This is a genomic window from Hydrogenophaga sp., assembly GCF_051007235.1.
In the GTDB taxonomy this organism is placed as follows: Bacteria; Pseudomonadota; Gammaproteobacteria; order Burkholderiales; family Burkholderiaceae_C; genus Hydrogenophaga.
The window spans coordinates 1-19,636 of the sequence record NZ_JBPCSJ010000386.1 but is presented as its reverse complement, the minus strand read 5'-3'; the positions used below and the strand labels follow the sequence as shown (position 1 = coordinate 19,636).

At 68.4% G+C, this 19,636-nt stretch carries 22 protein-coding genes; 5 read left to right on the top strand and 17 right to left on the bottom strand.

Going from position 1 to position 19,636, the window contains the following annotated elements; all coding sequences use genetic code 11:
• Window positions 1–101 precede the first annotated feature (101 nt).
• From ACR2JA_RS13880 to ACR2JA_RS13870, 3 genes are all read right to left on the bottom strand, one after another.
• Window positions 102–2,234: a chemotaxis protein CheA gene (locus ACR2JA_RS13880; protein ID WP_434009671.1), complete on the bottom strand. Its 2,133-nt coding sequence runs from the start codon at window positions 2,232–2,234 to the stop codon at window positions 102–104.
• Window positions 2,235–2,270: 36 nt separating this feature from the next.
• On the bottom strand, window positions 2,271–2,633 hold the full coding sequence (locus ACR2JA_RS13875) for a response regulator (RefSeq protein WP_434009670.1): 363 nt from the start codon (window positions 2,631–2,633) through the stop codon (window positions 2,271–2,273).
• Between the two features lie 67 nt (window positions 2,634–2,700).
• Entirely contained in the window at window positions 2,701–3,171 is a 471-nt protein-coding gene (locus tag ACR2JA_RS13870) for a hypothetical protein (protein WP_434009669.1), read from the bottom strand.
• Window positions 3,172–3,321: 150 nt separating this feature from the next.
• Here ACR2JA_RS13870 and ACR2JA_RS13865 point away from each other — a divergent pair, with 150 nt between their 5' ends.
• Genes ACR2JA_RS13865 through ACR2JA_RS13850 form a run of 4 tightly spaced genes read left to right on the top strand, consistent with a single transcriptional unit; the run spans window position 3,322 to window position 5,919 of the window.
• Complete coding sequence (locus tag ACR2JA_RS13865; RefSeq protein WP_434009668.1) at window positions 3,322–4,467, top strand: ATP-binding response regulator; 1,146 nt, start codon at window positions 3,322–3,324, stop codon at window positions 4,465–4,467.
• Entirely contained in the window at window positions 4,445–5,074 is a 630-nt protein-coding gene (locus tag ACR2JA_RS13860) for a response regulator (protein ID WP_434009667.1), read from the top strand. The genes ACR2JA_RS13865 and ACR2JA_RS13860 overlap by 23 nt, the downstream gene beginning before the upstream one ends.
• A gap of 4 nt (window positions 5,075–5,078) precedes the next feature.
• Window positions 5,079–5,468: a RidA family protein gene (locus ACR2JA_RS13855; RefSeq protein WP_434009666.1), complete on the top strand. Its 390-nt coding sequence runs from the start codon at window positions 5,079–5,081 to the stop codon at window positions 5,466–5,468.
• Window positions 5,458–5,919: a hypothetical protein gene (locus tag ACR2JA_RS13850; protein ID WP_434009665.1), complete on the top strand. Its 462-nt coding sequence runs from the start codon at window positions 5,458–5,460 to the stop codon at window positions 5,917–5,919. The genes ACR2JA_RS13855 and ACR2JA_RS13850 overlap by 11 nt, the downstream gene beginning before the upstream one ends.
• Before the next feature lie 18 nt (window positions 5,920–5,937).
• On the opposite strand, the gene fliR is transcribed toward ACR2JA_RS13850, so the two are convergent.
• From fliR to fliF, 13 genes are all read right to left on the bottom strand, one after another.
• Window positions 5,938–6,705: a flagellar biosynthetic protein FliR gene (fliR, locus tag ACR2JA_RS13845; protein WP_434009664.1), complete on the bottom strand. Its 768-nt coding sequence runs from the start codon at window positions 6,703–6,705 to the stop codon at window positions 5,938–5,940.
• Between the two features lie 127 nt (window positions 6,706–6,832).
• On the bottom strand, window positions 6,833–7,102 hold the full coding sequence (gene fliQ, locus ACR2JA_RS13840) for a flagellar biosynthesis protein FliQ (protein WP_434009663.1): 270 nt from the start codon (window positions 7,100–7,102) through the stop codon (window positions 6,833–6,835).
• Between the two features lie 205 nt (window positions 7,103–7,307).
• Window positions 7,308–8,126, bottom strand: coding sequence for a flagellar type III secretion system pore protein FliP (gene fliP / locus ACR2JA_RS13835; protein ID WP_434009662.1), 819 nt, complete (start codon window positions 8,124–8,126; stop codon window positions 7,308–7,310).
• Window positions 8,113–8,496 (bottom strand): FliO/MopB family protein, encoded by a 384-nt coding sequence (locus ACR2JA_RS13830; RefSeq protein WP_434009661.1) that lies wholly within the window; start codon window positions 8,494–8,496, stop codon window positions 8,113–8,115. The genes fliP and ACR2JA_RS13830 overlap by 14 nt, the downstream gene beginning before the upstream one ends.
• Before the next feature lie 157 nt (window positions 8,497–8,653).
• Window positions 8,654–9,142, bottom strand: a complete 489-nt coding sequence (gene fliN, locus ACR2JA_RS13825; RefSeq protein WP_434009660.1) for a flagellar motor switch protein FliN — start codon at window positions 9,140–9,142, stop codon at window positions 8,654–8,656.
• The gene (gene fliM / locus ACR2JA_RS13820) at window positions 9,132–10,136 is read right to left on the bottom strand and encodes a flagellar motor switch protein FliM (protein ID WP_434009659.1); all 1,005 of its coding nucleotides are present in this window, start codon (window positions 10,134–10,136) and stop codon (window positions 9,132–9,134) included. Before fliM ends, fliN begins: the two co-directional genes overlap by 11 nt.
• 18 nt (window positions 10,137–10,154) lie before the next feature.
• On the bottom strand, window positions 10,155–10,775 hold the full coding sequence (locus tag ACR2JA_RS13815) for a flagellar basal body-associated FliL family protein (RefSeq protein ID WP_434009658.1): 621 nt from the start codon (window positions 10,773–10,775) through the stop codon (window positions 10,155–10,157).
• A gap of 328 nt (window positions 10,776–11,103) precedes the next feature.
• The gene (locus ACR2JA_RS13810) at window positions 11,104–12,552 is read right to left on the bottom strand and encodes a flagellar hook-length control protein FliK (protein ID WP_434009657.1); all 1,449 of its coding nucleotides are present in this window, start codon (window positions 12,550–12,552) and stop codon (window positions 11,104–11,106) included.
• Entirely contained in the window at window positions 12,549–13,025 is a 477-nt protein-coding gene (gene fliJ / locus ACR2JA_RS13805; protein ID WP_434009656.1) for a flagellar export protein FliJ, read from the bottom strand. The genes ACR2JA_RS13810 and fliJ overlap by 4 nt, the downstream gene beginning before the upstream one ends.
• A complete protein-coding gene (gene fliI / locus ACR2JA_RS13800; protein ID WP_434009655.1) occupies window positions 13,022–14,485 on the bottom strand; it encodes a flagellar protein export ATPase FliI in 1,464 nt (487 codons plus the stop codon). The genes fliJ and fliI overlap by 4 nt, the downstream gene beginning before the upstream one ends.
• Window positions 14,478–15,218 (bottom strand): FliH/SctL family protein, encoded by a 741-nt coding sequence (locus ACR2JA_RS13795; RefSeq protein ID WP_434009654.1) that lies wholly within the window; start codon window positions 15,216–15,218, stop codon window positions 14,478–14,480. Before ACR2JA_RS13795 ends, fliI begins: the two co-directional genes overlap by 8 nt.
• Window positions 15,202–16,197, bottom strand: a complete 996-nt coding sequence (gene fliG, locus ACR2JA_RS13790; protein ID WP_434009653.1) for a flagellar motor switch protein FliG — start codon at window positions 16,195–16,197, stop codon at window positions 15,202–15,204. Before fliG ends, ACR2JA_RS13795 begins: the two co-directional genes overlap by 17 nt.
• A gap of 141 nt (window positions 16,198–16,338) precedes the next feature.
• Window positions 16,339–18,018 carry a flagellar basal-body MS-ring/collar protein FliF gene (gene fliF / locus ACR2JA_RS13785; protein WP_434009652.1) on the bottom strand — a complete coding sequence of 560 codons (1,680 nt, stop codon included), beginning with the start codon at window positions 18,016–18,018 and terminating at the stop codon, window positions 16,339–16,341.
• A gap of 263 nt (window positions 18,019–18,281) precedes the next feature.
• Between fliF and fliE the strand changes: the two genes are divergently transcribed.
• Window positions 18,282–18,593 carry a flagellar hook-basal body complex protein FliE gene (gene fliE, locus ACR2JA_RS13780; protein WP_434009651.1) on the top strand — a complete coding sequence of 104 codons (312 nt, stop codon included), beginning with the start codon at window positions 18,282–18,284 and terminating at the stop codon, window positions 18,591–18,593.
• Between the two features lie 196 nt (window positions 18,594–18,789).
• Here the strand turns inward: fliE and ACR2JA_RS13775 are convergent.
• A partial coding sequence (locus tag ACR2JA_RS13775) for a Bug family tripartite tricarboxylate transporter substrate binding protein (protein WP_434009650.1) occupies window positions 18,790–19,636 on the bottom strand: 847 nt, incomplete at its 5' end.

The window sequence follows — 19,636 nt, the reverse complement described above, 5'->3', positions numbered from 1 at the left end:
GGCCGGGCTTGAGGGTGTTGCGCGGGGCGCTGGACTGCAGCATGGTCAGGGTCCTGGCTGTGGGTGGGCTCGCGGCCACCGCAGGGGTGGCCGCGACGGGCTCAGTGGCGCGAACGGCGCACCAGTACCGAGGTGTCCAGGATCAACGCGACCTTGCCGTCACCCAGGATGGTGGCCCCCGAGACGTTGGGCACCTTGCGGTAGTTGGACTCCAGGTTCTTGATCACCACCTGTTGCTGGCCCAGCAGTTCGTCCACCATCAGGGCGACGCGGGAGCCATCGGCCTCCACCACCACCATGATCGGACTGGTCGCGTTGAATTCGAAGCGCGGCACCTGGAACACGCGTTCGAGTTCGATGACGGGCATGTACTCGTCGCGCACCTTCACCAGCTGCGCGCCTTGCGCCACGGTGTTGATGTCGCTGGGGTTGATCTGGAACGACTCGATCACGCTGGCCAGCGGCAGGATGTAGACCTCGTCGCTCACCCGCACGCTCATGCCGTCCATGATGGCCAGGGTCAGCGGCAGGCGCACCTTGACGCTCATGCCATAGCCCTCGGCGGAGTCGATCTCCACCGTGCCGCCCAGCGAGGCGATGTTCTTCTTGACCACGTCCATGCCGACACCGCGGCCGGACACGTCGGTCACCACCTCGGCGGTGGAGAAGCCGGGCGCCATGATCAGGTTCCAGACCTCGGCGTCGGTCATCGAGTCGGGCGCGTCGAGACCCTTTTCGCGGGCCTTCTTGAGCAGTTTCTCGCGCGAGAGGCCCTTGCCGTCGTCGCGCACCTCGATCAGGATGCTGCCGCCCTGGTGCGAGGCCGACAGCGTGATGTTGCCGTGCTCGGTCTTGCCTTTGGCCAGGCGCTCTTCGGGCAGTTCCAGGCCGTGGTCGCAGCTGTTGCGGATCAGGTGTGTCAGCGGGTCGGTGATCTTCTCGATCAGGCCCTTGTCCAGTTCGGTGGCTTCACCGTGTGTGATCAGCTCCACCTTCTTGCCCAGCTTGGCGGCCAGGTCGCGCAGCATGCGCGGGAAGCGGTTGAACACCACCGACATCGGGATCATGCGGATCGACATCACCGCTTCCTGCAGGTCGCGGGTGTTGCGGTCCAGGTCGGCCAGGCCGGCCAGCAGCGGCTGGTTGGCGGCGCTGTCGAGCTCGCGGCTCTTTTGCGCCAGCATGGCCTGGGTGATGACGAGTTCGCCCACCAGGTTGATGAGCTGGTCGACCTTGCTCACGGACACCCGCAGCGTGCTCGATTCCAGCGAACCCTGTGCACCGCCGGCGGCGGCCTTGGGTGCGGCGGCCGGCTTGGGCGCGGCCGGGGCCACGGGCGGCGCAACCGCGGTGACGACGGGTGCCACCGGTTCGGCGGCCACCACCGCCGGTGCGGCCGCGGCGGATGCCGGCAGGCCGGGGGCGTCGTCGAAGAAGCCGAAGTCCTTGCCCTCTGTGGCCAGGGGTTTGCTCACCGGGGTCTGGTCGATGATGTGGATGTGTTCCTTGCTCACGTGGAAGGTGAACAGGTCCAGCAGGTCGCTGTCGCTGGACGTGGTCTGCACCTTGTAGACGCGCTTGTTGTCCAGGTCGCAGGGCAGGGCTTCGATGCTGCCCAGGCCGCTGATGTCGCGGAACAGCTCGGCGATGCTGTCGGCCTGCGACAGGTTGTCCAGCGGGCCGATGTGGATTTCCAGCTGCCGTGTGCCGGCGGGGACTGGCGCAGCAGCGATGACCGGAGCCGGTGCGGGGGCGGCGGGCGCCGGTGCCGCGTCCACCACGGGCTCGGCGGCGGGGGCGGCCGCCGGTGCGCCCTGGCCGTTGGCCAGCGCGCTGATGCGATCGACCAGCGCGTGGGTGGCGGGCGGCTCCACGTCCTTGCCCGAATGGCGGGCCAGCAGCAGCTTGAGCGCGTCCGACGATTCCAGCAGCACGTCCACCATGGGCGGCGTGGGGGTCAGTTCGTGGCGGCGCAGCTTGTCCAGCAGCGATTCCATCTGGTGCGTCAGCTCGGCCACGTCGGCAAAGCCGAAGGTGGCGGCGCCGCCCTTGATGGAATGCGCGCAGCGGAAGATCGCATTGAGCTCTTCGTCGTCGGCGTGCTCCAGGTCCAGCGCGAGCAGCATCTGCTCCATCTGGTCGAGGTTCTCACCGGCCTCTTCAAAGAAGATTTGGTAGAACTGGGTCAGGTCGAAGTTGCCGCCGCCAGCGCTTTCTTGGGTCATGTCTGACATGGGGATCTCTCCTTGCGGATCGGGTGGGCCGCAGGTTCAGCGGATGACTTTCTGGATCACTTCGATCAGACGACCCGGATCGAACGGCTTGACCAGCCAGCCGGTGGCGCCCGCGGCGCGGCCAGCCTGCTTCATCTGGTCGCTGGACTCGGTGGTCAGGATCAGGATCGGCGTGGTCTTGAACTTGGCGCTCTCGCGCAGCTTCTTGGTCAGCCCCAGGCCGTCCAGGCGGGGCATGTTCTGGTCGGTCAGCACCAGGTCGATGTGGTGGGTCTGGGCCTTTTCATAGGCGTCCTGACCGTCCACCGCTTCCACCACGTGGAAGCCGGCCCCGGTCAGGGTGAAGGCGACCATCTTCCGCATGGAGGCCGAGTCGTCTACGGCAAGAATCGATTGCATGGAGTACTCCGTGTTTCGAACAGTTATCGGCACAAATGTGAGGTGCTTGAATCGGGGGCGGGCTGCTTCAGAACAGGTCGATGGAGCCCGCGTCCATCTCGTTCTGCGTCACCGGGCTGGGCCGGTCGGGTGTGGGGTCGATGCACATCGGCATCTCGTCCTCCTCCGGCTCCATGGCCTCTTCGGCCAGTTTCCAGGCGCAGCCCTGCAGCACCTTGCCGGTGTGCACGATCAGTTGGGTCGCCATGTCGTGGAACTGCAGCTCGGTCACGGCCTGGTGCAGGGCGTGGCGGATGCTCAGCAGGTCCGGGTTGTCGCTGCCGGTCAGGTGGGCCAGCGCGTGGTTGGCGGTGGAAAAACGCTCCAGCAGGTTGCCGGTGGCGTGGTCAAGCAGGCCTTCGAGCCGTTTCAGGTCGGTCATCGCCATGAGCAGGGCGTCCTGCACGTCGGCCACGAGGTTCACCGGCAGCGAGACCGACGGCTGCTGCGACGCCGCCAGGGCGTGGTCCGGTATAGAGGTGGTGTTGGGGCTGTGCATGGGGTTTCTCAGGGCCTTCGGTGGGCTTTCGGGCAGTACAATTTTCAGGACTTGTAAGAACCCGTATCGGCAGATAACGGGCCAAATTCAGCGGCATTTCGCTTCCTTGGCCGCCGTCTGGCGGACGTTTCCACCTTGCATCCGATCGGCATGTCTGACACCCCCCACCGAGCGCCGATCCGCATCCTCCACCTCGAAGATTCCCGGGTCGACCACGCCCTGGTGAAGTTCGCCCTGCAGCGCAGCCAGATGCCCTGCGAGCTGACCCTGGTGGACACCCTGGAAGACTTCCAGCGCGAACTTGAAAGCCGCACGCACGACATCGTGCTGGCCGACTACCACCTGCCCGGCTTCAACGGCCTGGACGCCTGGGAACTGGTGCGTCACAGCGGGATCGTCATCCCGTTCGTCATCCTCTCGGGCGCCATCGGCGAGGCGGCGGCGGTCGAAGCCATGCACCGCGGTGTGGACGACTACCTGCTCAAGGACAACATGCCGCGGCTGGCGCACGTCATCGAACGGGCGCTGGAGATGGCCAGCACCCGCCGCGCCAAGGCCCAGGCCGATGCCGAGCTGGCCGAGTCGCGCCAGCGCCTGGCCGAACTGGCCGAACACTTGCAGACCAGCATCGAGCAGGAACGCGCCGACATCGCCCGCGAAATCCACGACGACATCGGCGGTTCGCTGGCCGCCGTCAAGCTCGACCTGTCGTGGATCGCCCGCCGCCAGGCGCTGGACGCCGACGTGCGCCAGCACGTGGACACGGCGCTGGAAATGCTGCAGCACGCCCTGGGCGCGAGCCAGCGCATCATGCTGAACCTGCGGCCCCCCATCCTGGACCAGGGCCTGGTGGCCGCGGTTCAGTGGATGGGTGCCAGCTTCGAAAAACGCACCGGCATGCGCGTGACCGTGCGCCGCTCGGCCGAATCCATCGACGTGCCGCACGACGTGCAGCTGGTCGCCTACCGCACCGCGCAGGAAGCGCTCACCAACGTGCTCAAGCACGCCCACGCCACCGCCGTCGAGATCGATCTGAGCGACCGCGAAGGCGTGCTCACGCTGGAAGTGAGCGACAACGGCCGCGGCATGGGGCCCGAGGCGCTGCGCAAGGCCAAATCGTTCGGGCTGCTGGGCCTCAAGGAACGCGCGGCCAAGGTCGGGGGCTGGATGGATGTGAGCTCATCGCACCGAGGCACCTCGGTGATCCTGTCGGTGCCGCTGGACACCGCTGCCGGCCAGGGCCTGGCCGACGACAACAGGGAAGGAAACAACCATGATCAAAGTGATTTTGTGTGACGACCACGCGGTGGTGCGCCGCGGCATCCGCGACACCATCGCCGAGGCGGTGGACATCCAGGTGGTGGGCGAAGCCGGCAGCTATCCCGAGCTGCGCGAGCAGCTGCGCAAGACCCCGTGCGATGTGCTGGTGCTCGACCTGAACATGCCCGGCCGTGGCGGCCTGGAGGTGCTGGCCGCGCTGCGCGAAGAGGGATCGCCGGTCAAGACGCTGGTGGTTTCCATGTACCCGGAAGACCAGTACGCCATTCGCTGCCTGCGCGCCGGCGCGCGCGGCTACCTCAACAAGGCCGGCGAGCCGGCCGAAATGATCGCTGCCGTGCGCACCGTGCACCAGGGCCGCAAGTACGTCACGCCCGAGGTGGCGCAGATGCTGGTGGACAACCTGTCCGCCCCCGAAAGCGAAGAGTTGCACGCCAGCCTGTCCGAACGCGAGTTGCAGACCCTGACGCTGATCGCCTCGGGCAAGAAGCTCTCGGACATCGCCGAAGAGCTCATGCTCAGCCCCAAGACCGTGAGCGTCTACCGCGCGCGTGTGCTGGAAAAGCTGCACCTGGCGAACAACGCTGAGCTGACGGTGTACGCGATCCGGAACAGCCTGGTGTGACCTGATGCCCCGCACCCGGGTGGAAACGCCCCTGTTCGACCCCATCGGCCCGTACAGCCACGCGGTGCGCGCCGGCGGCCAGGTCTTTGTCTCCGGCACGCCGGGTGTGGATGCGGCCACCGGGCAGCTGGCCGGGCCGGGCGCGTACGAGCAGACGGTGCAGGCCATCCGCAATGTGCTGGCATTGGTCCAGGCCGCGGGCGGCACCGAGCGTGACATTGCGCATGTGCAGGTGAACCTGGTGAACGTGGCGGACTTTGCCGAGATGAACCGGGCCTACTCCGAACACTTCACCCAGCCCTACCCGGCGCGCACGGTGATCGGCATTGCGGCCCTGCCCAAGCCGGGCGCCTTGCTGACGCTGAACGCGGTGGCGGTGACCGATGCGCGCTGAGCCTGGTGTGCGGATGCACCGGCGCGGCTGGCTGGTGGCGGGCGCACTGGCGCTGCTGGGCTGCAGCCAGCCCGACGACCCACAGGCCGCACTCGACGCCACGGTGCAGCGCCTGCAGGACGCGCTGGAGGCCAAGGACGCCGACGCGGTGATGGACCTGCTGGATGCGAAGTTCCGCGCCCAGAGTGGCGAGAGCGACGGACTGGACCGTGAATGGGCACGCAAGACCATGGCGCTGATGTTCCTGCGCTACCAGCAGGTGAAGGTGATCGCCGTGACGCGCAGCAGCCGGGTGGACGCGGCGGGCGGCCAGACCGGCCGCACCGAAGCGCAGGTGCTGGTGACCGGCGCGCAGGGGCTGATACCCGAGCGCGCCTCGCCGTACGCGGTGCAGCTGGAATGGTGGCGCGAGGGCGGCGACTGGAAGCTGCGTGACCTGCGCTGGCAATGACGCCGCGCAGTGCGTGGCTCAGCCACCGGTGAAGATGTCGGTGGCGATCTTCAGCAGCGCGACCACCGGCGTTTCCAGCATGGGCAGGGTGGCGGCGATGCCGACCAGGCCGGCCGAAAGGGTGAGCGGGAAACCGATGGCGAAGGCGTTCATCTGCGGCGCGATGCGCGAGACAAACCCCAGCACGATGTTGATGAACAGCAGCATGCCGATCATGGGCAGGGCGATCCACAGGCCGTAGCGGAACACCACGGCGCCCAGTTCGTGGATGCGCATGTGGGCGATGGCGTCGAATGCGCCGCCGCCGACCGGGAAGGTCTCGAAGCTGGCGATGACCGCCTGCAGCAGCATGAGGTGGCCGTTGATGACCACGAACAGCAGCATGGTGGTGTTGCCGAAGAAACGGCCGACCGCGCTGGTCTGGGTGTTGGTGCTGGGGTCGAAGAAGCCGGCGAAGTTCAGGCCCATTTGCAGGCCGATGACTTCACCCGCCAGTTCGACCGACGCGAAGACGATGCGCACCGCCAGGCCGATGGCCACACCCACCACCACCTGCTGCAGCACCACGCCGAAAGCGCGGGGGTCGGTGAGGGCGATGACCTCCTGTTCGGGCAGACCGGCCTGGGCGCAGACCGCGATGAGAAAGGCCAGCCCCACCTTGCTGCGCACCGGGACCGAGCGCGCCGAAAAGATCGGTGCACTGCCGAACACCGCCAGGATGCGCAGGAACGGCCAGAACACCGGCGACACCCAGGCCATGAGCTGCGCTTCACTGAAGGTGATCATGTTCGGCGCAACAGACTTGACTTGTGCCAGGGGCACCGCGGAACTGGCTCTGCCAGGCCGCAGGTGCCGTCCCCCTCCCGCCGCAGGCGAGAGAGGGGGAAGACGCGAAGCGGCGCAGGGGGTGCATTCAGATCGCCTGGTTCGGGATCGCCAGCAACGTGCTGCGGATGAACTCCACCAGGGTGGTCAGCATCCACGGCCCGGCGATGGCGAACACCGCGATGGCCGCGACCAGCTTGGGCACGAAGGACAGAGTGGCTTCGTGGATCTGCGTGATGGCCTGGAACACGCTGACCACCAGGCCGACCACCAGCACGGCGATGAGCACCGGCGCCGAGATCATGAGCAGCATGTAAAGGGCGTTTTGCCCCATGGTGAGGGCGGCTTGCGGGTCCATGTGTCAGAGGTCCTTGTCGGAAAAAAAACGGGCCGCCGCCGGGCGGCTCCCAAGGCGGCCCAGCCCCTTCGGGGGGCAGCGACCCGCGCAGCGGCGGAGCGTGGGGGTTGTCATTTCAGACGGGCCGCCGCTGGGCCGCTCCCAAGGCGGCCCAGCCCCCTCGGGGGGCAGCGGCCCGCGCAGCGGTGGAGCGTAGGGGTCATGTTCATGTGGCGAACGAGGCGGCCAAAGAACCCAGCAACAGGTTCCAGCCATCGGCCAGCACGAACAGCATGAGCTTGAAGGGCAGGGCCACCAGCACGGGGGACAGCATCATCATGCCCAGCGACATCAGCACGCTGGCCACGACCATGTCGATCACCAGGAAGGGGATGAAGATCATGAAACCGATCTGGAACGCGGTCTTGAGTTCGCTGGTGACGAAGGCCGGCACGATGACGCGGAACGGAGCGTCCTGGGCCTTCACCTCGGCCGGCAGCTTGGCCAGCTTGGCGAACAGTTCGAAGTCGCTCTGGCGGGTCTGCTTGAGCATGAACTCGCGCATGGGCAGCTGCCCTTTGTCCAGCGCCTGCTCGAAGCTGATCTGGTTGGCGGTGTAAGGGGCGTAGGCGTCGTTGTAGACCTTGTCCAGCGTCGGGCCCATGACGAACAGGGTGAGGAACAGCGAGAGGCCAACCACCACCTGGTTGGGCGGTGCGGACTGCGTGCCCAGGGCCTGGCGCAGCAGCGACAGCACGATGACGATGCGGGTGAAACCCGTCATGAGCAGCAGCACCGCGGGCAGGAAGCTCAGCGCGGTGAAGAACAGCAGGGTCTGGATCGGCACCGAGTAGCTGTTGCCACCCGCCCCCTGGCCAATGACCAGGGGCAAGGCACCGGGCGGCGGCGTCACGGCGGTGGGCGTGATGGCGGCGGGCACGGCAGGGGTGGCCACCTGTGCCAGGGCGGTGCCGGCCAGCAGGGCCAGGCCGGCGAACAGGGCGATGCGCAGGGCCCGGGGCGCGAACGCATCAGAGCGGCGCATGGGGGCCTTGTGCCTGGGCAGGCTTTTTGAGTGCATGGAGTTGCTGCGCCAGCCGGGCGCCGAAGCCGTTGGCCGTGGGCATGGGGCTGGGCGTACCGGTGTCGACCTCGGTGGGCAGGGGCATGCGGTGCAGCGCCTGGATGCTGCCGGGCGTGACGCCCAGCACCAGGCACTGGGCGTAAGGGCCTTCACCGACCTGCACCGACAGCAGGCGCTGCTGCGGACCGATCGCGACGGTGTTGAGCACCTTCAGCGTGGGCCCCGCCGGGGCGGCGACGCCGGGCAGGTGCCGTTTCCAGTGCTGCAGCGCCCAGGCCAGCAGCACCATCAGGACCAGCAGGCCCGCAGCGGGGAGCGCGTTTTGCAGCATGGATCAAGAAAAAGTAAAGACAACCGATAGAACAAACGAATGCGGTGCGGAGTGCCTTCTGACCAGGGACACCGAGGAACCGGCTCTGCCGGGCCTCTGGTGTCGCCCCCCTTCTCAAGGGGGGAGGCGCCGAAGGCGACGCGGGGGGTGCTCCGAATCAGCTCCTGGAAACCCTACGCATGCGCTCGGACGGCGTGACGATATCGGTCAGGCGGATGCCGAACTTGTCGTTGACCACCACCACCTCGCCCTGGGCGATCAGGTAGCCGTTGACCAGCACGTCCATGGGTTCGCCGGCCAGGGCGTCGAGTTCGACCACCGAGCCCTGCGCCAGCTGCAGGATGTACTTGATGGGCACCTTCACGCGGCCCAGTTCCACCGACAGGGTGACCGGGATGTCCAGCACCATCTGGATGTCGGGGATGCCGCCGTTGGCGCCGGCGGCAGCACCGGTACCTCCTCCGCCGCCACCGCCACCCGAGCCGCCCAGGCCGCTGGACGCGGCGGGCGGGTGGGGCGTGTCGCTGTCGAACGCGGGGGCGCTGTCGGCCTGGCCGGCCTCGCTGGCGGCCTGCTCTTCAAGGGCTTGCGCCCAGTCGTCGGCGATGCTGTCCTGGTTCATGGTGTCGGTGGTATCAGTTGACATAGGAATCTCCCAGCCAGGTCATTTCGGCGCCACGCAGCTTGCGGTCGATCCGCAGCGCGTACTTGCCTTTGTGCGTGCCGTACTGGCACTCGAACAGGGGAACGCCCTCGACCTTGGCCTGGATGTTCGGCGCGCGTTCGAGTTCGAGGAAGTCGCCCACCTGCATGGCCAGCAGCTGTTCGATGGTGGCGTCGGTCTTGGCGAGTTCGGCCACCAGCGTCAGCTCGGCGGCCTGGATTTCGTGGCTCAGCAGCCGCACCCAGCGGCGGTCCATTTCCATGGCGTCGCCCTGCACGGTGGAGTACAGGACGTCGCGGATCGGTTCGAGCGTGGAATAGGGGATGCAGATGTGCATGGAGCCGGTGAGGTCTCCGATCTCCAGCGAGAAGCTGGTGCAGACCACGATCTCGCCGGGCGTGGCCACGGTGGCGAACTGGGGCTGCATTTCCGAGCGCTGGTAGACCAGCTCCAGCGGGTAGACGCTGGACCAGGCTTTCTTGTATTCCTCGGCGATCACCTCCACCAGGCGCGCGATCACGCGCTGCTCGGTGGGTGAAAAGTCGCGCCCCTCGATGCGGGTCTTGAACTTGCCGCTGCCGCCGAAGAGGCTGTCGATCACACCGAACAGCAGGGTCGGCTCGCACACCACCAGGCCGTTGCCGCGCAGCGGGCGCACGGCCATGATGTTGAAGTTGGTGGGCACCACCAGCTCGCGCAGGAAGGCGCTGTACTTCTGCGCCTTCACGGCGCCGACGGTGATTTCCGGGCTCTTGCGGATGAAGTTGAACAGGCCCATGCGCAGGTTGCGCGAGAAGCGTTCGTTGACGATCTCCATGGTGGGCATGCGCCCACGCACGATGCGTTCCTGGTTCGAGATGTCGTAGCCCCGCACGCCTTCTTTGGCGGGGGCTTCTTTCTCGACCTGCTGGCTTTCACCGGTGACGCCTTCGAGCAGGGCGTCGACCTCGGCCTGGGAGAGAAATGCCTCGGACATGGTGCGGGACCCGGTTGCTTACTGGACGATGAAGCTGGAGAAGAGCACGCCCCGGATGGGGTTGTAGACCGCGCGCTTGCGCTTGGGCTTCTTGCCCTTGGCCGGCGTTTCGGCGTCGGCCGCAGCCTCGTCTGCGCGCGGGTCTTCGTAGTCGTAGCCCATCACGGCCGAGATCTCGCCGATGATGTCCTGCGTCAGGTCTTCCTTGCCCTGGACGACCAGCATCTGCTCGGCCGTGCGCTGCGAGATCAGCAGCAGGATGCCGTTGCGGATGGCCGGCATGTAGACCTTCATGTCCTCGGCGACCTTGGGGTCGTCCAGCTGCAGCGTGATGGCCAGCTGCACGAAACGGTTGCCGCCTTCGTCGGCCAGGTTCACCACCATGGCGTCCAGCGGCAGGAAGGTCGGGGGCGCCTTGGGGTCGTGCTTGGGGGGCGGTGGCGGCTCGTGGGCCGCTTCGGCCGCGGGCGCACCGTCTTCGCCACCGTCTTCGCTGTGGTTCTTCTTGAGCAGGAAGAACGCCGCCCCGCCGCCCACCAGGGCGAGCACCACCACGCCGATGATGATGAAGAGCAGTTTCTTGCTCTTCTTGGGTTTGGCATCGGCCGAGGCGTCGGCGGTGGCGGCTGCAGCGGACATGGTGGGACTCCAGAAATTCAGACCGGCCCCACAGACGGGGCGGGGGTCGTCCCCGCGGGCGGGGGCTTGAGGGAATTATTGGATTCACACCCCCGGCGCGGTCACCGGAAAAGAGCGGGAAAAGCCGCTTATTCGGCGGACTCTGGCGCTGCAGCGCGGGCGCGTGGCCGGTGCGCACGCCATGGGCCAGACCGAGCGGTGTGCGGTACTGGCACGGACTCACCACTGGCCAAACGGGACAAGGCCGTGCCCTGGACGGCGCCGGGCCTTCTGTGCCGCACGGCCGGTGTTCACCCCTGGGGGCCCGCACCGCGCGGCCAGGGCACGGTCAGACGAACAGGTCGAGCGGGCGGCTGCCGTCGGCGCGCGGGCGCGGCGGCTGGGCGGTGCTGGCGGCGGGCGCATCGGCCTCGCGGCCGCGGTGCGCGACCGGGGCGGTCTGGCCCTGCGGGGTTCGGGTCGATGGGTCTTGCCCGGCCTGCTGGCCCTGGGCGCCCACCGACACGCCACCCAGGTCGATGCCGCTGCGCTGCAGCAGTTCGCCCAGCGAGGCGCCGCCATCCTGCGCCAGGCTGGCGCGGGTCTGGGCGTCGTCGGTGCGGAACTCCACCCGCACCTCCTGACCGGCCATGGAGAGCTGGATGTCGATCGCCTGTTCGCCCGGCTCGCCCACGCGCACGCTGGCGTGCCGCAGGTGCTGGGCGCCCCAGCCGGCGCTGGCGCTGTCGTCGGCCTCGGCGGTGGCCCAGGCCGCGGCGTCGCTGGCGTTGCGGTCGTCCCCCGGGGCGCTGAAGCCTTGCGACAGGTCGGGCCCTGCCTCCTGTCCGGCGCCGTTACCGGTGCCGCCCGCACCCGCGCCCGCATCACCGGGCAGTGCTTCGTGGCGTGCACCCGCGGTGCCGCTGGCGCTGCCGATGGGGGTGGAACTGCTCGACCCGTTGTCGCTGCCGGTCGGCGCAAAGCGCTCGTCGAGCTGCACCGTGCTGCGCACCTGGGCGCCCAGCGCGGCCGCGTCGGCCCCATTGGGGCGGGCCAGGCTGTCCTGTGCGAAGGTGGCCTGCGACACCGAGGCGTGGGCGGGGGCGCCGTGGGCCAGGGCCTGCGCTGCCGCCAGGCCTGCGGCTTGCGGTGCCAGGCCGGCCGTGCTGCGCCAGGCGGTGATGCGCATCGGCGCCGCAGCGCGGGCGGCGTCGGCGGCGGTGCCGGGATCGCCTGTTGCGTTGGCGCGGGCCAGGGCGGCCAGGGTGTCGGCGTCCAGCGTTTCGGGGGCGGTGGTGGGCGTCAGGCCATCGGTGCGCTGGCCGGTGGCAAGCGCTGCGGTGGTGGCCGGTGATGCGCTCAGGCCGTCCACGGTCTGGCCCGTGCCATTGCGACCCTTGAGGCTGTCCGCCGCGGCGTCGGCCAGCAGCGACAGGCGGCGGGCGCTGGCCGGTTCTGTGGCTGCGCCCTGGGTGGACGGCAGCACGGGCAGGGGCGCGCCCGGCCAGCCGAGCAGGCCGGCCAGCGGGTTCTGTGCGCTGTCCTGGGCCAGGGCGGAGGGGTCGTCGGTGGGCTTCTCCGCGCTGGCGTCCAGCGCCGGCACCGTTGCATCGGTGGCCAGCTCGTTGCCGGCGTTGAGCAGCAACAGCAGGCTGGCGAACGGGTCGGCCGGACCGGCCGTGCCATGGCCCGGTTTGCCGGTACCGCGCGCGCTGGCGTGGCCGCCGTGTGCGTGGCCAGCCGCGGCGGTGCCGTGGCTGGAGGGGCTGGAGGCGCCGGAGGGGGTGGTGGTGTTCATGAGCGCATTCCTTGTGCCTGGGCCAGCGCCAGGCTCTGGCGCAGGTGGATGGACAGGGCCATCTCGTCGGTGGCTTTCTGTTCTTGCCGCTGGGCGATCTGCTGCGCGGCCTGCAGCTTGCGTTCGGTGTATTTGCGCAGGCCGGCCACGTCGCGTTCGGCCGCCATCAGCTGGCCCTGGCTGCGTTCGATCAGCGCCTCGCGGTTGGCAATCACGCCGCGCTGGAACTCCAGCGCGTGGTCGATCTTGTGCATGAACTGGCGCTGGTGGAACAGCTGCTGCGCGTCCACGCCGGCGCCGCTGCTGCGGGCCATCCAGCGCTGCTGGGCCTCGGTGGCGTAGGTCTGCAGTTGCTGCAACTGGTCGTTGGCGATCTGCAGTTCGCGCTGCTGTTGCGCCAGGGCCGCGCGGGCCTCATCGCGGCGCTTCTCGGCGATGTCCACCACTTTGTTGAGCGTCTGGATCGCGGTCATGCCTGTCCTTCATAGGGGTTGTGTTGGGGGCGCGCGTTGCGCTGCGCGTGGGCCTGGCGCGGCTCGTCCTGCAGCGCTGCGCCCAGCTGTTGCAGGCTGGCGGGCAGCGTGGCGGCGTCGCGCATGTCCTGCATCAGGAAGCGCTGCAGCGCGGGGTAGAGCACGATGGCGCGGTCGGTTTCCGGATCGCTGCCGGCGACGTAGGCGCCGAGCTGGATCAGGTCGCGGCTCTTCATGAAGCGCGAGTAGTAATTGCGGAACTTGCGCGCCAGCTCCAGGTGCTGCGGGCTGGCCACGTTGTGCATCACGCGCGAGGCCGAGGCTTCGACATCGATGGCCGGGTAGTGGCCCGACTCGGCCAGCGCGCGCGAGAGCACGATGTGCCCATCCAGGATGGCGCGCGCGGCGTCGGCGATCGGATCCTGCTGGTCGTCGCCCTCGCTGAGCACGGTGTAGAAAGCGGTGATCGAGCCCACGCCGTTGAGGCCGTTGCCACTGCGCTCCACCAGCTGTGGCAGCTTGGCAAAGCACGACGGCGGGTAGCCCTTGGTGGCCGGTGGCTCGCCGATGGCCAGGGCGATTTCGCGCTGCGCCATGGCGTACCGGGTGAGCGAATCCATCAGCAGCAGCACGTGCAGGCCGTCGTCGCGGAAGCGCTCGGCGATGGCGGTGGCGTAGGCCGCGCCCTGCATGCGCACCAGTGGCGGCGCGTCGGCCGGCGCGGCGACCACGACCGCGCGCTCGCGGCCGTCTTCGCCCAGGATGTCTTCGATGAATTCCTTGACTTCGCGGCCACGTTCGCCGATCAGGCCGACCACGATCACGTCGGCCTTGGTGTAGCGGGCCATCATGCCCAGCAGCACCGATTTGCCCACGCCGGAGCCGGCGAACAGGCCGATGCGCTGGCCGCGGCCGACGGTGAGCAGGGCGTTGATGGCGCGCACCCCGGTGTCCAGCGGCTCGCGCACCGGGTCGCGGTCCATGGCGTTCAGCGGCGCGCGTTCCATGGGCGCCACGTCCACCTGCGTGATGGGGCCTTTGTGGTCCAGCGGGTGGCCGTGCGCATCGACCACGCGGCCCAGCAGGCCGCGGCCCAGCGGCAGGCGCAGCAGTCCGCGGTCGGCCGGCGAGGGCGGCGGGTTGACCTGGCCGACCTGCGGCACGGTGCGAAAGGGCGCCAGCGGCGTGACGGTGGCGCCGCTGGACAGGCCGTGCGTGTCACCGGCGGGCATGAGGTAGGCGCGGTCGCCGGCGAAGCCCACCACCTCGGCCAGCACAGGGTCCTTGGCGCCGTTGCCGATCAGGCACTGCGAGCCCACGGGCACGCGCAGGCCCACGGCTTCGAGCACCAGGCCGGCCAGGCGGGTGAGAGTGCCGCTGACTTCCAGCGGTGTCGGGGCGTTGGCGCTGGTGCGCACGTCGTCCATGAAATGGCCCCAGCGGCTGACAGGCTCACTCATCGCGCGCCTCCTCGGGGTTCCATTCCAGGCTCAGGCCCAGGTTGCCGATGGCGCGCGCCCAGCGCTTCTCGATGGTGGCGTCCACCGCCGAGCTGGGCGACTGCACCAGGCAGCCGCCAGGGGAAATATCGGGATCGGACACCAGTTCGGGGGCGGACTCGCCCAGGGTCTCGATCAGCGCGCCCTTCATGAGCGCGAGGTCCTGCGGGTGCATGCGCACGGTGGCGGGCAGGCCGTCTTCGACCATCTGCTCCAGCGCTTCGCCGATGACGGCGCGCAGGTGGCGGGTGTTGACCTTGAGCTCCTGGCGCACCACCTGGCGGGCGATGTCGCACGAGAGTTCGAGGATCTGGCGCGCGATGCGCTGCTCGCTGGCGATCAGCTGGTCGCCCATGCTGTGCAGCAGCTGGCCCATGCGCACGGCGGTTTCTTCGGCGCTGCGGCGCACGGGCGCTTCCAGCGCGTCGCGGGTTTCCTGGCTGCCGGCGTCGTGCCCGTGCTGGAAGCCTTCGGCGTAGGCCTGCTGGCGGGCTTCGCGCAGCAGTGCGTCCAGGTCGATCGCGGGCGCGGCGGGGGCGGGTTCGGCCTCCACCGGTGGGGCCGCGGGCACCGGCGCGGTCTGCCCCACGTCCATGGACGAAAAGCTCCAGGCCGCGACCGCCGCGATCTCCTCGCGCGGGATGAAGCGCGAGTGCGGACTGGTCTTGGGTGGTTGCTTAGACGAAGCCGTCATCACCGCCTCCGCCCATCACGATCGAGCCTTCGTCGGACAGACGGCGCACGATCTTGAGGATTTCTTTTTGCTGGCCTTCGACCTCGGACAGCCGCACCGGGCCGCGCGATTCGAGGTCTTCGCGCAGGCCTTCGGCCGCGCGGCTGGACATGTTGCCCAGGATGAGTTCCTTGAGCTCGGCGCTCGCGCCCTTGAGCGCGATGACCAGGGTGTCGCTGGAGACTTCCTTGAGCACCATCTGGATCGACTTGTTGTCCAGCTTGAGCAGGTCCTCGAAAGTGAACATCTTGTCCATGATCTTCTGGGCCAGGTCGCCATCGAGCAGGCGGATCGACTCGACCACCGAGGTTTCGATGGCGGTGCCCATCATGTTGATGATGTCCGCCGCGGTCTGGATGCCGCCCAGCGAAGTCTTGCGCACCTTGTCGCCACCGGCCAGCACCTTGTAGAGCACCTCGTTGAGGTCCTTGAGCGCGGTCGGCTGGATGCCTTCGAGCGTGGCGATGCGCAGCATCACCTCGTTGCGCGAGCGTTCGGTCAGGTGCTTGAGCACGCCGGCGATGAGGTCGCTGTCCAGGTGCACCAGGATGGCGGCCATGATCTGCGGGTGCTCGTTGCGCAGCAGCTCGGCGATGGACTGCGGGTCCATCCACTTGAGGCCCTCGATGCCCGACACATCGCTGCCCTGCATGATGCGGTCGATCAGCAGCGAGGCCTTGTCGTCACCCAGCGCACGGCGCAGCACCGCCTTGACGTAGTCGTTCGTGTCCGAGACCAGCAGCTTCTGCGAGGCGGCCTCTTCGGTGAAACGGGACATGACCTCGTCCACCTTCTCGTGCGAGACGGCGCGCATGCGGGCGATGGTCTCGCCCAGCTTCTGCACTTCCTTGGGCGTGAGGTGCTTGAACACCTCGGCCGCCTCTTCTTCGCCCAGCGACATCAGAAAAATGGCGGCGTCGTGGGTGCCCTGGTCTTCCATGTTGGTCAGTCCTTCAATCTTTGCGGTTCAGAGCACCGGCCCGCGTGCCGAGATTCCGTCCAGAGGCACCGTGGAACCGGCTTCGCCGGGCCGCTGGTGCCGCCCCCTTGAGGGGGTCGAGCAAAGCGAGGCGGGGGTGTTTCATGATCCATCGCCGTTGACCCAGCCCTTGACGATGTTGGCCACGGCCACCGGGTTCTCCAGTGCCAGGCGCTTGGCATCGGCCAGGCGTTTGTCGGGGGTGACCACCGGCTCGGGTTCGGGGGTGGGTTCGGGCAGGGCGGGGCGCTCGGGTTCTTCGTTGAGCACGGCGCTGAGTTGCGGCACCACCGGTTCGGGCTTGGGCGGGGTGGCGGGCGTCTTCATCAGCTTCAGGCCGGGGCGCACCATGCCCATCAGGATCACCAGGCCGAGCAGCACCATGCCGGCCGGGAAAGCCATTTCGCGCAGCAGGTCCTGGTTGTCGGGCAGCATCCACCAGGCCGGCGGGGCTTCTTCTGCGGCCTTGTTGTCGCTGAACGGGGCGTTGACCAGGTTGACCGAGTCGCCACGGTCCTTGCTGAAGCCGATGGTCTCGCGCACCAGGGCGGTCATCTGTTCGAGCTGCTCGGGCGGGATGGCGGTGCTGGTGGGCTTGCCGCTCTTGGGGTCGGTGCCACCGCGGTGGTTGACCACCACGGCCGCGGTCAGGCGCTTGACGGTGCCGGTGGCTTCGCGCACCACCTTCACGGTCTTGTCCACTTCGTAGTTGATGACCGATTCGCGGCGCTGGTTGCCGGCCTTGTCGGCGTTGCTGGCCACCCCCAGCGGGGCGGCGGCGCCGTTGATGGGCGCGGTGCCGGTGGCCGGTGGCTGGTTGCTGGTGGCGCCAGGCACGCCGGCGGGCAGGGCCTGCGGCGGGGTGCCGTCCTCGACGATCTGCTGGCTGCGCACCGCGCCAGGCTCGCCGCCCTGGTTGGGGCGGTGCTGTTCGCTGGTGGATTCGACTTCGGAGAAGTCCATCTCGGCGCTGACCTGGGCCTTGACGTTGCCCACGCCGACCAGGGGCTCGATCATGTCCAGGATGCGGCGGGTGTAGAGCTGCTCGATCTGCTGCGTGTACTGCAGGCGCTGCAGGTCCACACCCTGGGCTTCGGGCGCGGCCGAGAGCAGCGAGCCGGCGTCGTCCACCACGCTCACGGCCTTGGGGTTCATCTCGGGCACGCTGGAGGCGACCAGGTGCACGATGCCTGCGACCTGGGCCTTGTCCAGCGTGCGGCCCGGGTGCAGCGTCAGCAGCACCGAGGCGCTGGGCTTCTGCTGTTCGCGAAAGAACCCGTTCTGGTTGGGCAGGGCCAGGTGCACGCGCGCGGCCTGCACCGACGACAGCGACTGTATGGAACGGGTGAGTTCACCTTCCAGACCGCGCTGGAAGGTCAGGCGCTCCTGGAACTGGGTCATGCCGAAGCGGTTGGCCTCCATCAGCTCGAAGCCGCTGACCGAACCCTTGGGCAGGCCCTGCGAGGCCAGGCGCAGGCGCACGTCGTGCACCTTGTCGGCCGGCACCATGATGGCGCTGCCGCCCTCGGTGTACTGGTAGGGCACCTGCATCTGCGAGAGCTGGGCAACGATGGCGCCGCCGTCTTTGTCGTTGAGGTTGGCGTAGAGCACCCGCATCTCGGGCTGGCGGCCCATGAAAAACAGGGCCAGGGCGATCGCCAGCAGGGCCAGTGCGCCCAGACCCAGCTTGACCTTCTGGGCGTTGTCCAGCCGCGCCAGACCGGCGCTGAACGCGTTGCGGTGGACCGGCTGGAAATCGACGTCGGCGACGGTGGTGCTCATGTCAGTGGCGTCCGGCCGCCCGAAGCCGCTGACGCTCCCCCTGGAGGGGCAGCGAGCGACGTGAGCGTGGGGGCTGTTTCATGTCAGGGGAGGGAGGTTCGGTCACAGGCAGGGGAAAGGCCCCTGTTGCGAACGATTATTCGGTTCCGCTGCCCCCGGCATAAGCATGAAAAGGCACCGCTTTGTGCCCTTATTCCCGGCGTGTGGCGGCCAGGTGTTCCCTAGCATCAGGTCCTGCACTTTTGATGTGGAAGGACACCGCCATGGACCTGCGAATTTCCCCTATGACCAGCCAGGGTCTGGGTTCGATCGCCCAGACCAAGCGCCCCGCTGCGGGCGGTGCGGTGGCCGGTGCCGGCTTCGCCGACAACTTCAAGAGCGCCCTCAAGAGCGTGAGCGCCGCCCAGCAGGAGGCCTCACGCCTGCAGACCGAGGTGCAGCTGGGCAACCCCAAGGTCAGCCTGGAAGAAACCATGCTGGCCATGCAGAAGGCACAGATCGGCTTCCAGGCCACCATGCATGTGCGCAACCGCATGGTGTCGGCTTACACCGACATCATGAATATGAGCGTTTGACGCTCCCCCCGCGCCGCCTGCGGCGTCACCCCCCAGGGGGCGGCACTGGCGGCCCGGCAAAGCCGGTTCCGCGGTGCCCTGGAACCAGCTCCCCCTCCGGCGTGGCGTGCCTGCTTCCAGGATGCGGTGGAACCGGCTCTGCCGGGCCGCACTCATCGCCCCCTTGAGGGGGTCTCGCGCAGCGCGGCAGGGGTGGTCAGGGTCGAATGTTGTTCTTCTGAATCACATCTGCCATCGCCGCAGTGTCCACCGCGATGCGCTTGGCCAGCCCCTCGGGCGAGGTGCCCGCCACCTGCCAGCCCTGATTCAGGATTTTCTGGCGGATGTCGGGACGGCGCACGATCTCGGCCAACAGCGTGGCCAGCTTTTGAACGTGGGCCTTGGGCAGTCCCACCGGCGCGGCCACCGCGTTCCAGATCTCCAGCTGCAGGCCCTGCACGCCGGCTTCGGCCAGGCTGGGCACCTCGGGGGCCACGCTGCTGCGGCCGGCCGACGTGACGCCGATCGCCTTGAGCTTGCCACCCTTGACCTGCGCCTGGGCAAGCCCTGGCGGCAGCAGCGCCATCTGCACCTGGCCGCCGATCAGACCGGTGATGACCTGCGGGTTGCCCGGGTAGGGCACGTGCACCGGCGCGATGCCGGCCCTGGCCTTGAGCAGCTCCATGCCCAGATGCGCCACCGTGCCCACGCCGGGGGTGCCGTAGTTGAGCTTGTCGCCCTGCGCTTTCGCCTCGTCGAAGAAGGCCTTGCCGCTGACCACCGTGCTGGCCGGCACCGCGAGCACCAGCGGTGATACCGCGATCAGCGACACCGGCTGCAGGTCCTTGAGCGGGTCGTAGGTGGTGGCTGGGTTGAGGATCTTGGCGATGGTCAGGTTGCCGTTGATCATCAGACCGATCGTGTGGTCGTCGGTCGCGCGGGCCACCGCGTCGGCACCGATGTTGCCGCCGGCACCGGCCTTGTTCTCCACGATCACCGGCTGGCCCAGCGCCTGCGACAGCGGTTCGGCCAGCAGGCGCGCGGTCAGGTCGGGTGACGACCCT

Bases quoted from the DNA above. Each gene is read 5' to 3' on its own strand.
- fliE (WP_434009651.1), top strand. From the start codon at position 18,282: ATGGACCTGCGAATTTCCCCTATGACCAGCCAGGGTCTGGGTTCGATC.
- fliF (WP_434009652.1), bottom strand. From the start codon at position 18,018: ATGAGCACCACCGTCGCCGACGTCGATTTCCAGCCGGTCCACCGCAAC.
- fliJ (WP_434009656.1), bottom strand. From the start codon at position 13,025: ATGACCGCGATCCAGACGCTCAACAAAGTGGTGGACATCGCCGAGAAG.
- ACR2JA_RS13850 (WP_434009665.1), top strand. From the start codon at position 5,458: ATGCGCGCTGAGCCTGGTGTGCGGATGCACCGGCGCGGCTGGCTGGTG.
- ACR2JA_RS13855 (WP_434009666.1), top strand. From the start codon at position 5,079: ATGCCCCGCACCCGGGTGGAAACGCCCCTGTTCGACCCCATCGGCCCG.
- ACR2JA_RS13880 (WP_434009671.1), bottom strand. From the start codon at position 2,234: ATGTCAGACATGACCCAAGAAAGCGCTGGCGGCGGCAACTTCGACCTG.
- ACR2JA_RS13875 (WP_434009670.1), bottom strand. From the start codon at position 2,633: ATGCAATCGATTCTTGCCGTAGACGACTCGGCCTCCATGCGGAAGATG.
- fliQ (WP_434009663.1), bottom strand. From the start codon at position 7,102: ATGGACCCGCAAGCCGCCCTCACCATGGGGCAAAACGCCCTTTACATG.
- ACR2JA_RS13870 (WP_434009669.1), bottom strand. From the start codon at position 3,171: ATGCACAGCCCCAACACCACCTCTATACCGGACCACGCCCTGGCGGCG.
- ACR2JA_RS13830 (WP_434009661.1), bottom strand. From the start codon at position 8,496: ATGCTGCAAAACGCGCTCCCCGCTGCGGGCCTGCTGGTCCTGATGGTG.
- ACR2JA_RS13865 (WP_434009668.1), top strand. From the start codon at position 3,322: ATGTCTGACACCCCCCACCGAGCGCCGATCCGCATCCTCCACCTCGAA.
- ACR2JA_RS13810 (WP_434009657.1), bottom strand. From the start codon at position 12,552: ATGAACACCACCACCCCCTCCGGCGCCTCCAGCCCCTCCAGCCACGGC.
- ACR2JA_RS13815 (WP_434009658.1), bottom strand. From the start codon at position 10,775: ATGTCCGCTGCAGCCGCCACCGCCGACGCCTCGGCCGATGCCAAACCC.
- fliP (WP_434009662.1), bottom strand. From the start codon at position 8,126: ATGCGCCGCTCTGATGCGTTCGCGCCCCGGGCCCTGCGCATCGCCCTG.
- fliR (WP_434009664.1), bottom strand. From the start codon at position 6,705: ATGATCACCTTCAGTGAAGCGCAGCTCATGGCCTGGGTGTCGCCGGTG.
- ACR2JA_RS13795 (WP_434009654.1), bottom strand. From the start codon at position 15,218: ATGACGGCTTCGTCTAAGCAACCACCCAAGACCAGTCCGCACTCGCGC.
- fliI (WP_434009655.1), bottom strand. From the start codon at position 14,485: ATGAGTGAGCCTGTCAGCCGCTGGGGCCATTTCATGGACGACGTGCGC.
- fliN (WP_434009660.1), bottom strand. From the start codon at position 9,142: ATGTCAACTGATACCACCGACACCATGAACCAGGACAGCATCGCCGAC.
- ACR2JA_RS13860 (WP_434009667.1), top strand. From the start codon at position 4,445: ATGATCAAAGTGATTTTGTGTGACGACCACGCGGTGGTGCGCCGCGGC.
- fliG (WP_434009653.1), bottom strand. From the start codon at position 16,197: ATGGAAGACCAGGGCACCCACGACGCCGCCATTTTTCTGATGTCGCTG.
- fliM (WP_434009659.1), bottom strand. From the start codon at position 10,136: ATGTCCGAGGCATTTCTCTCCCAGGCCGAGGTCGACGCCCTGCTCGAA.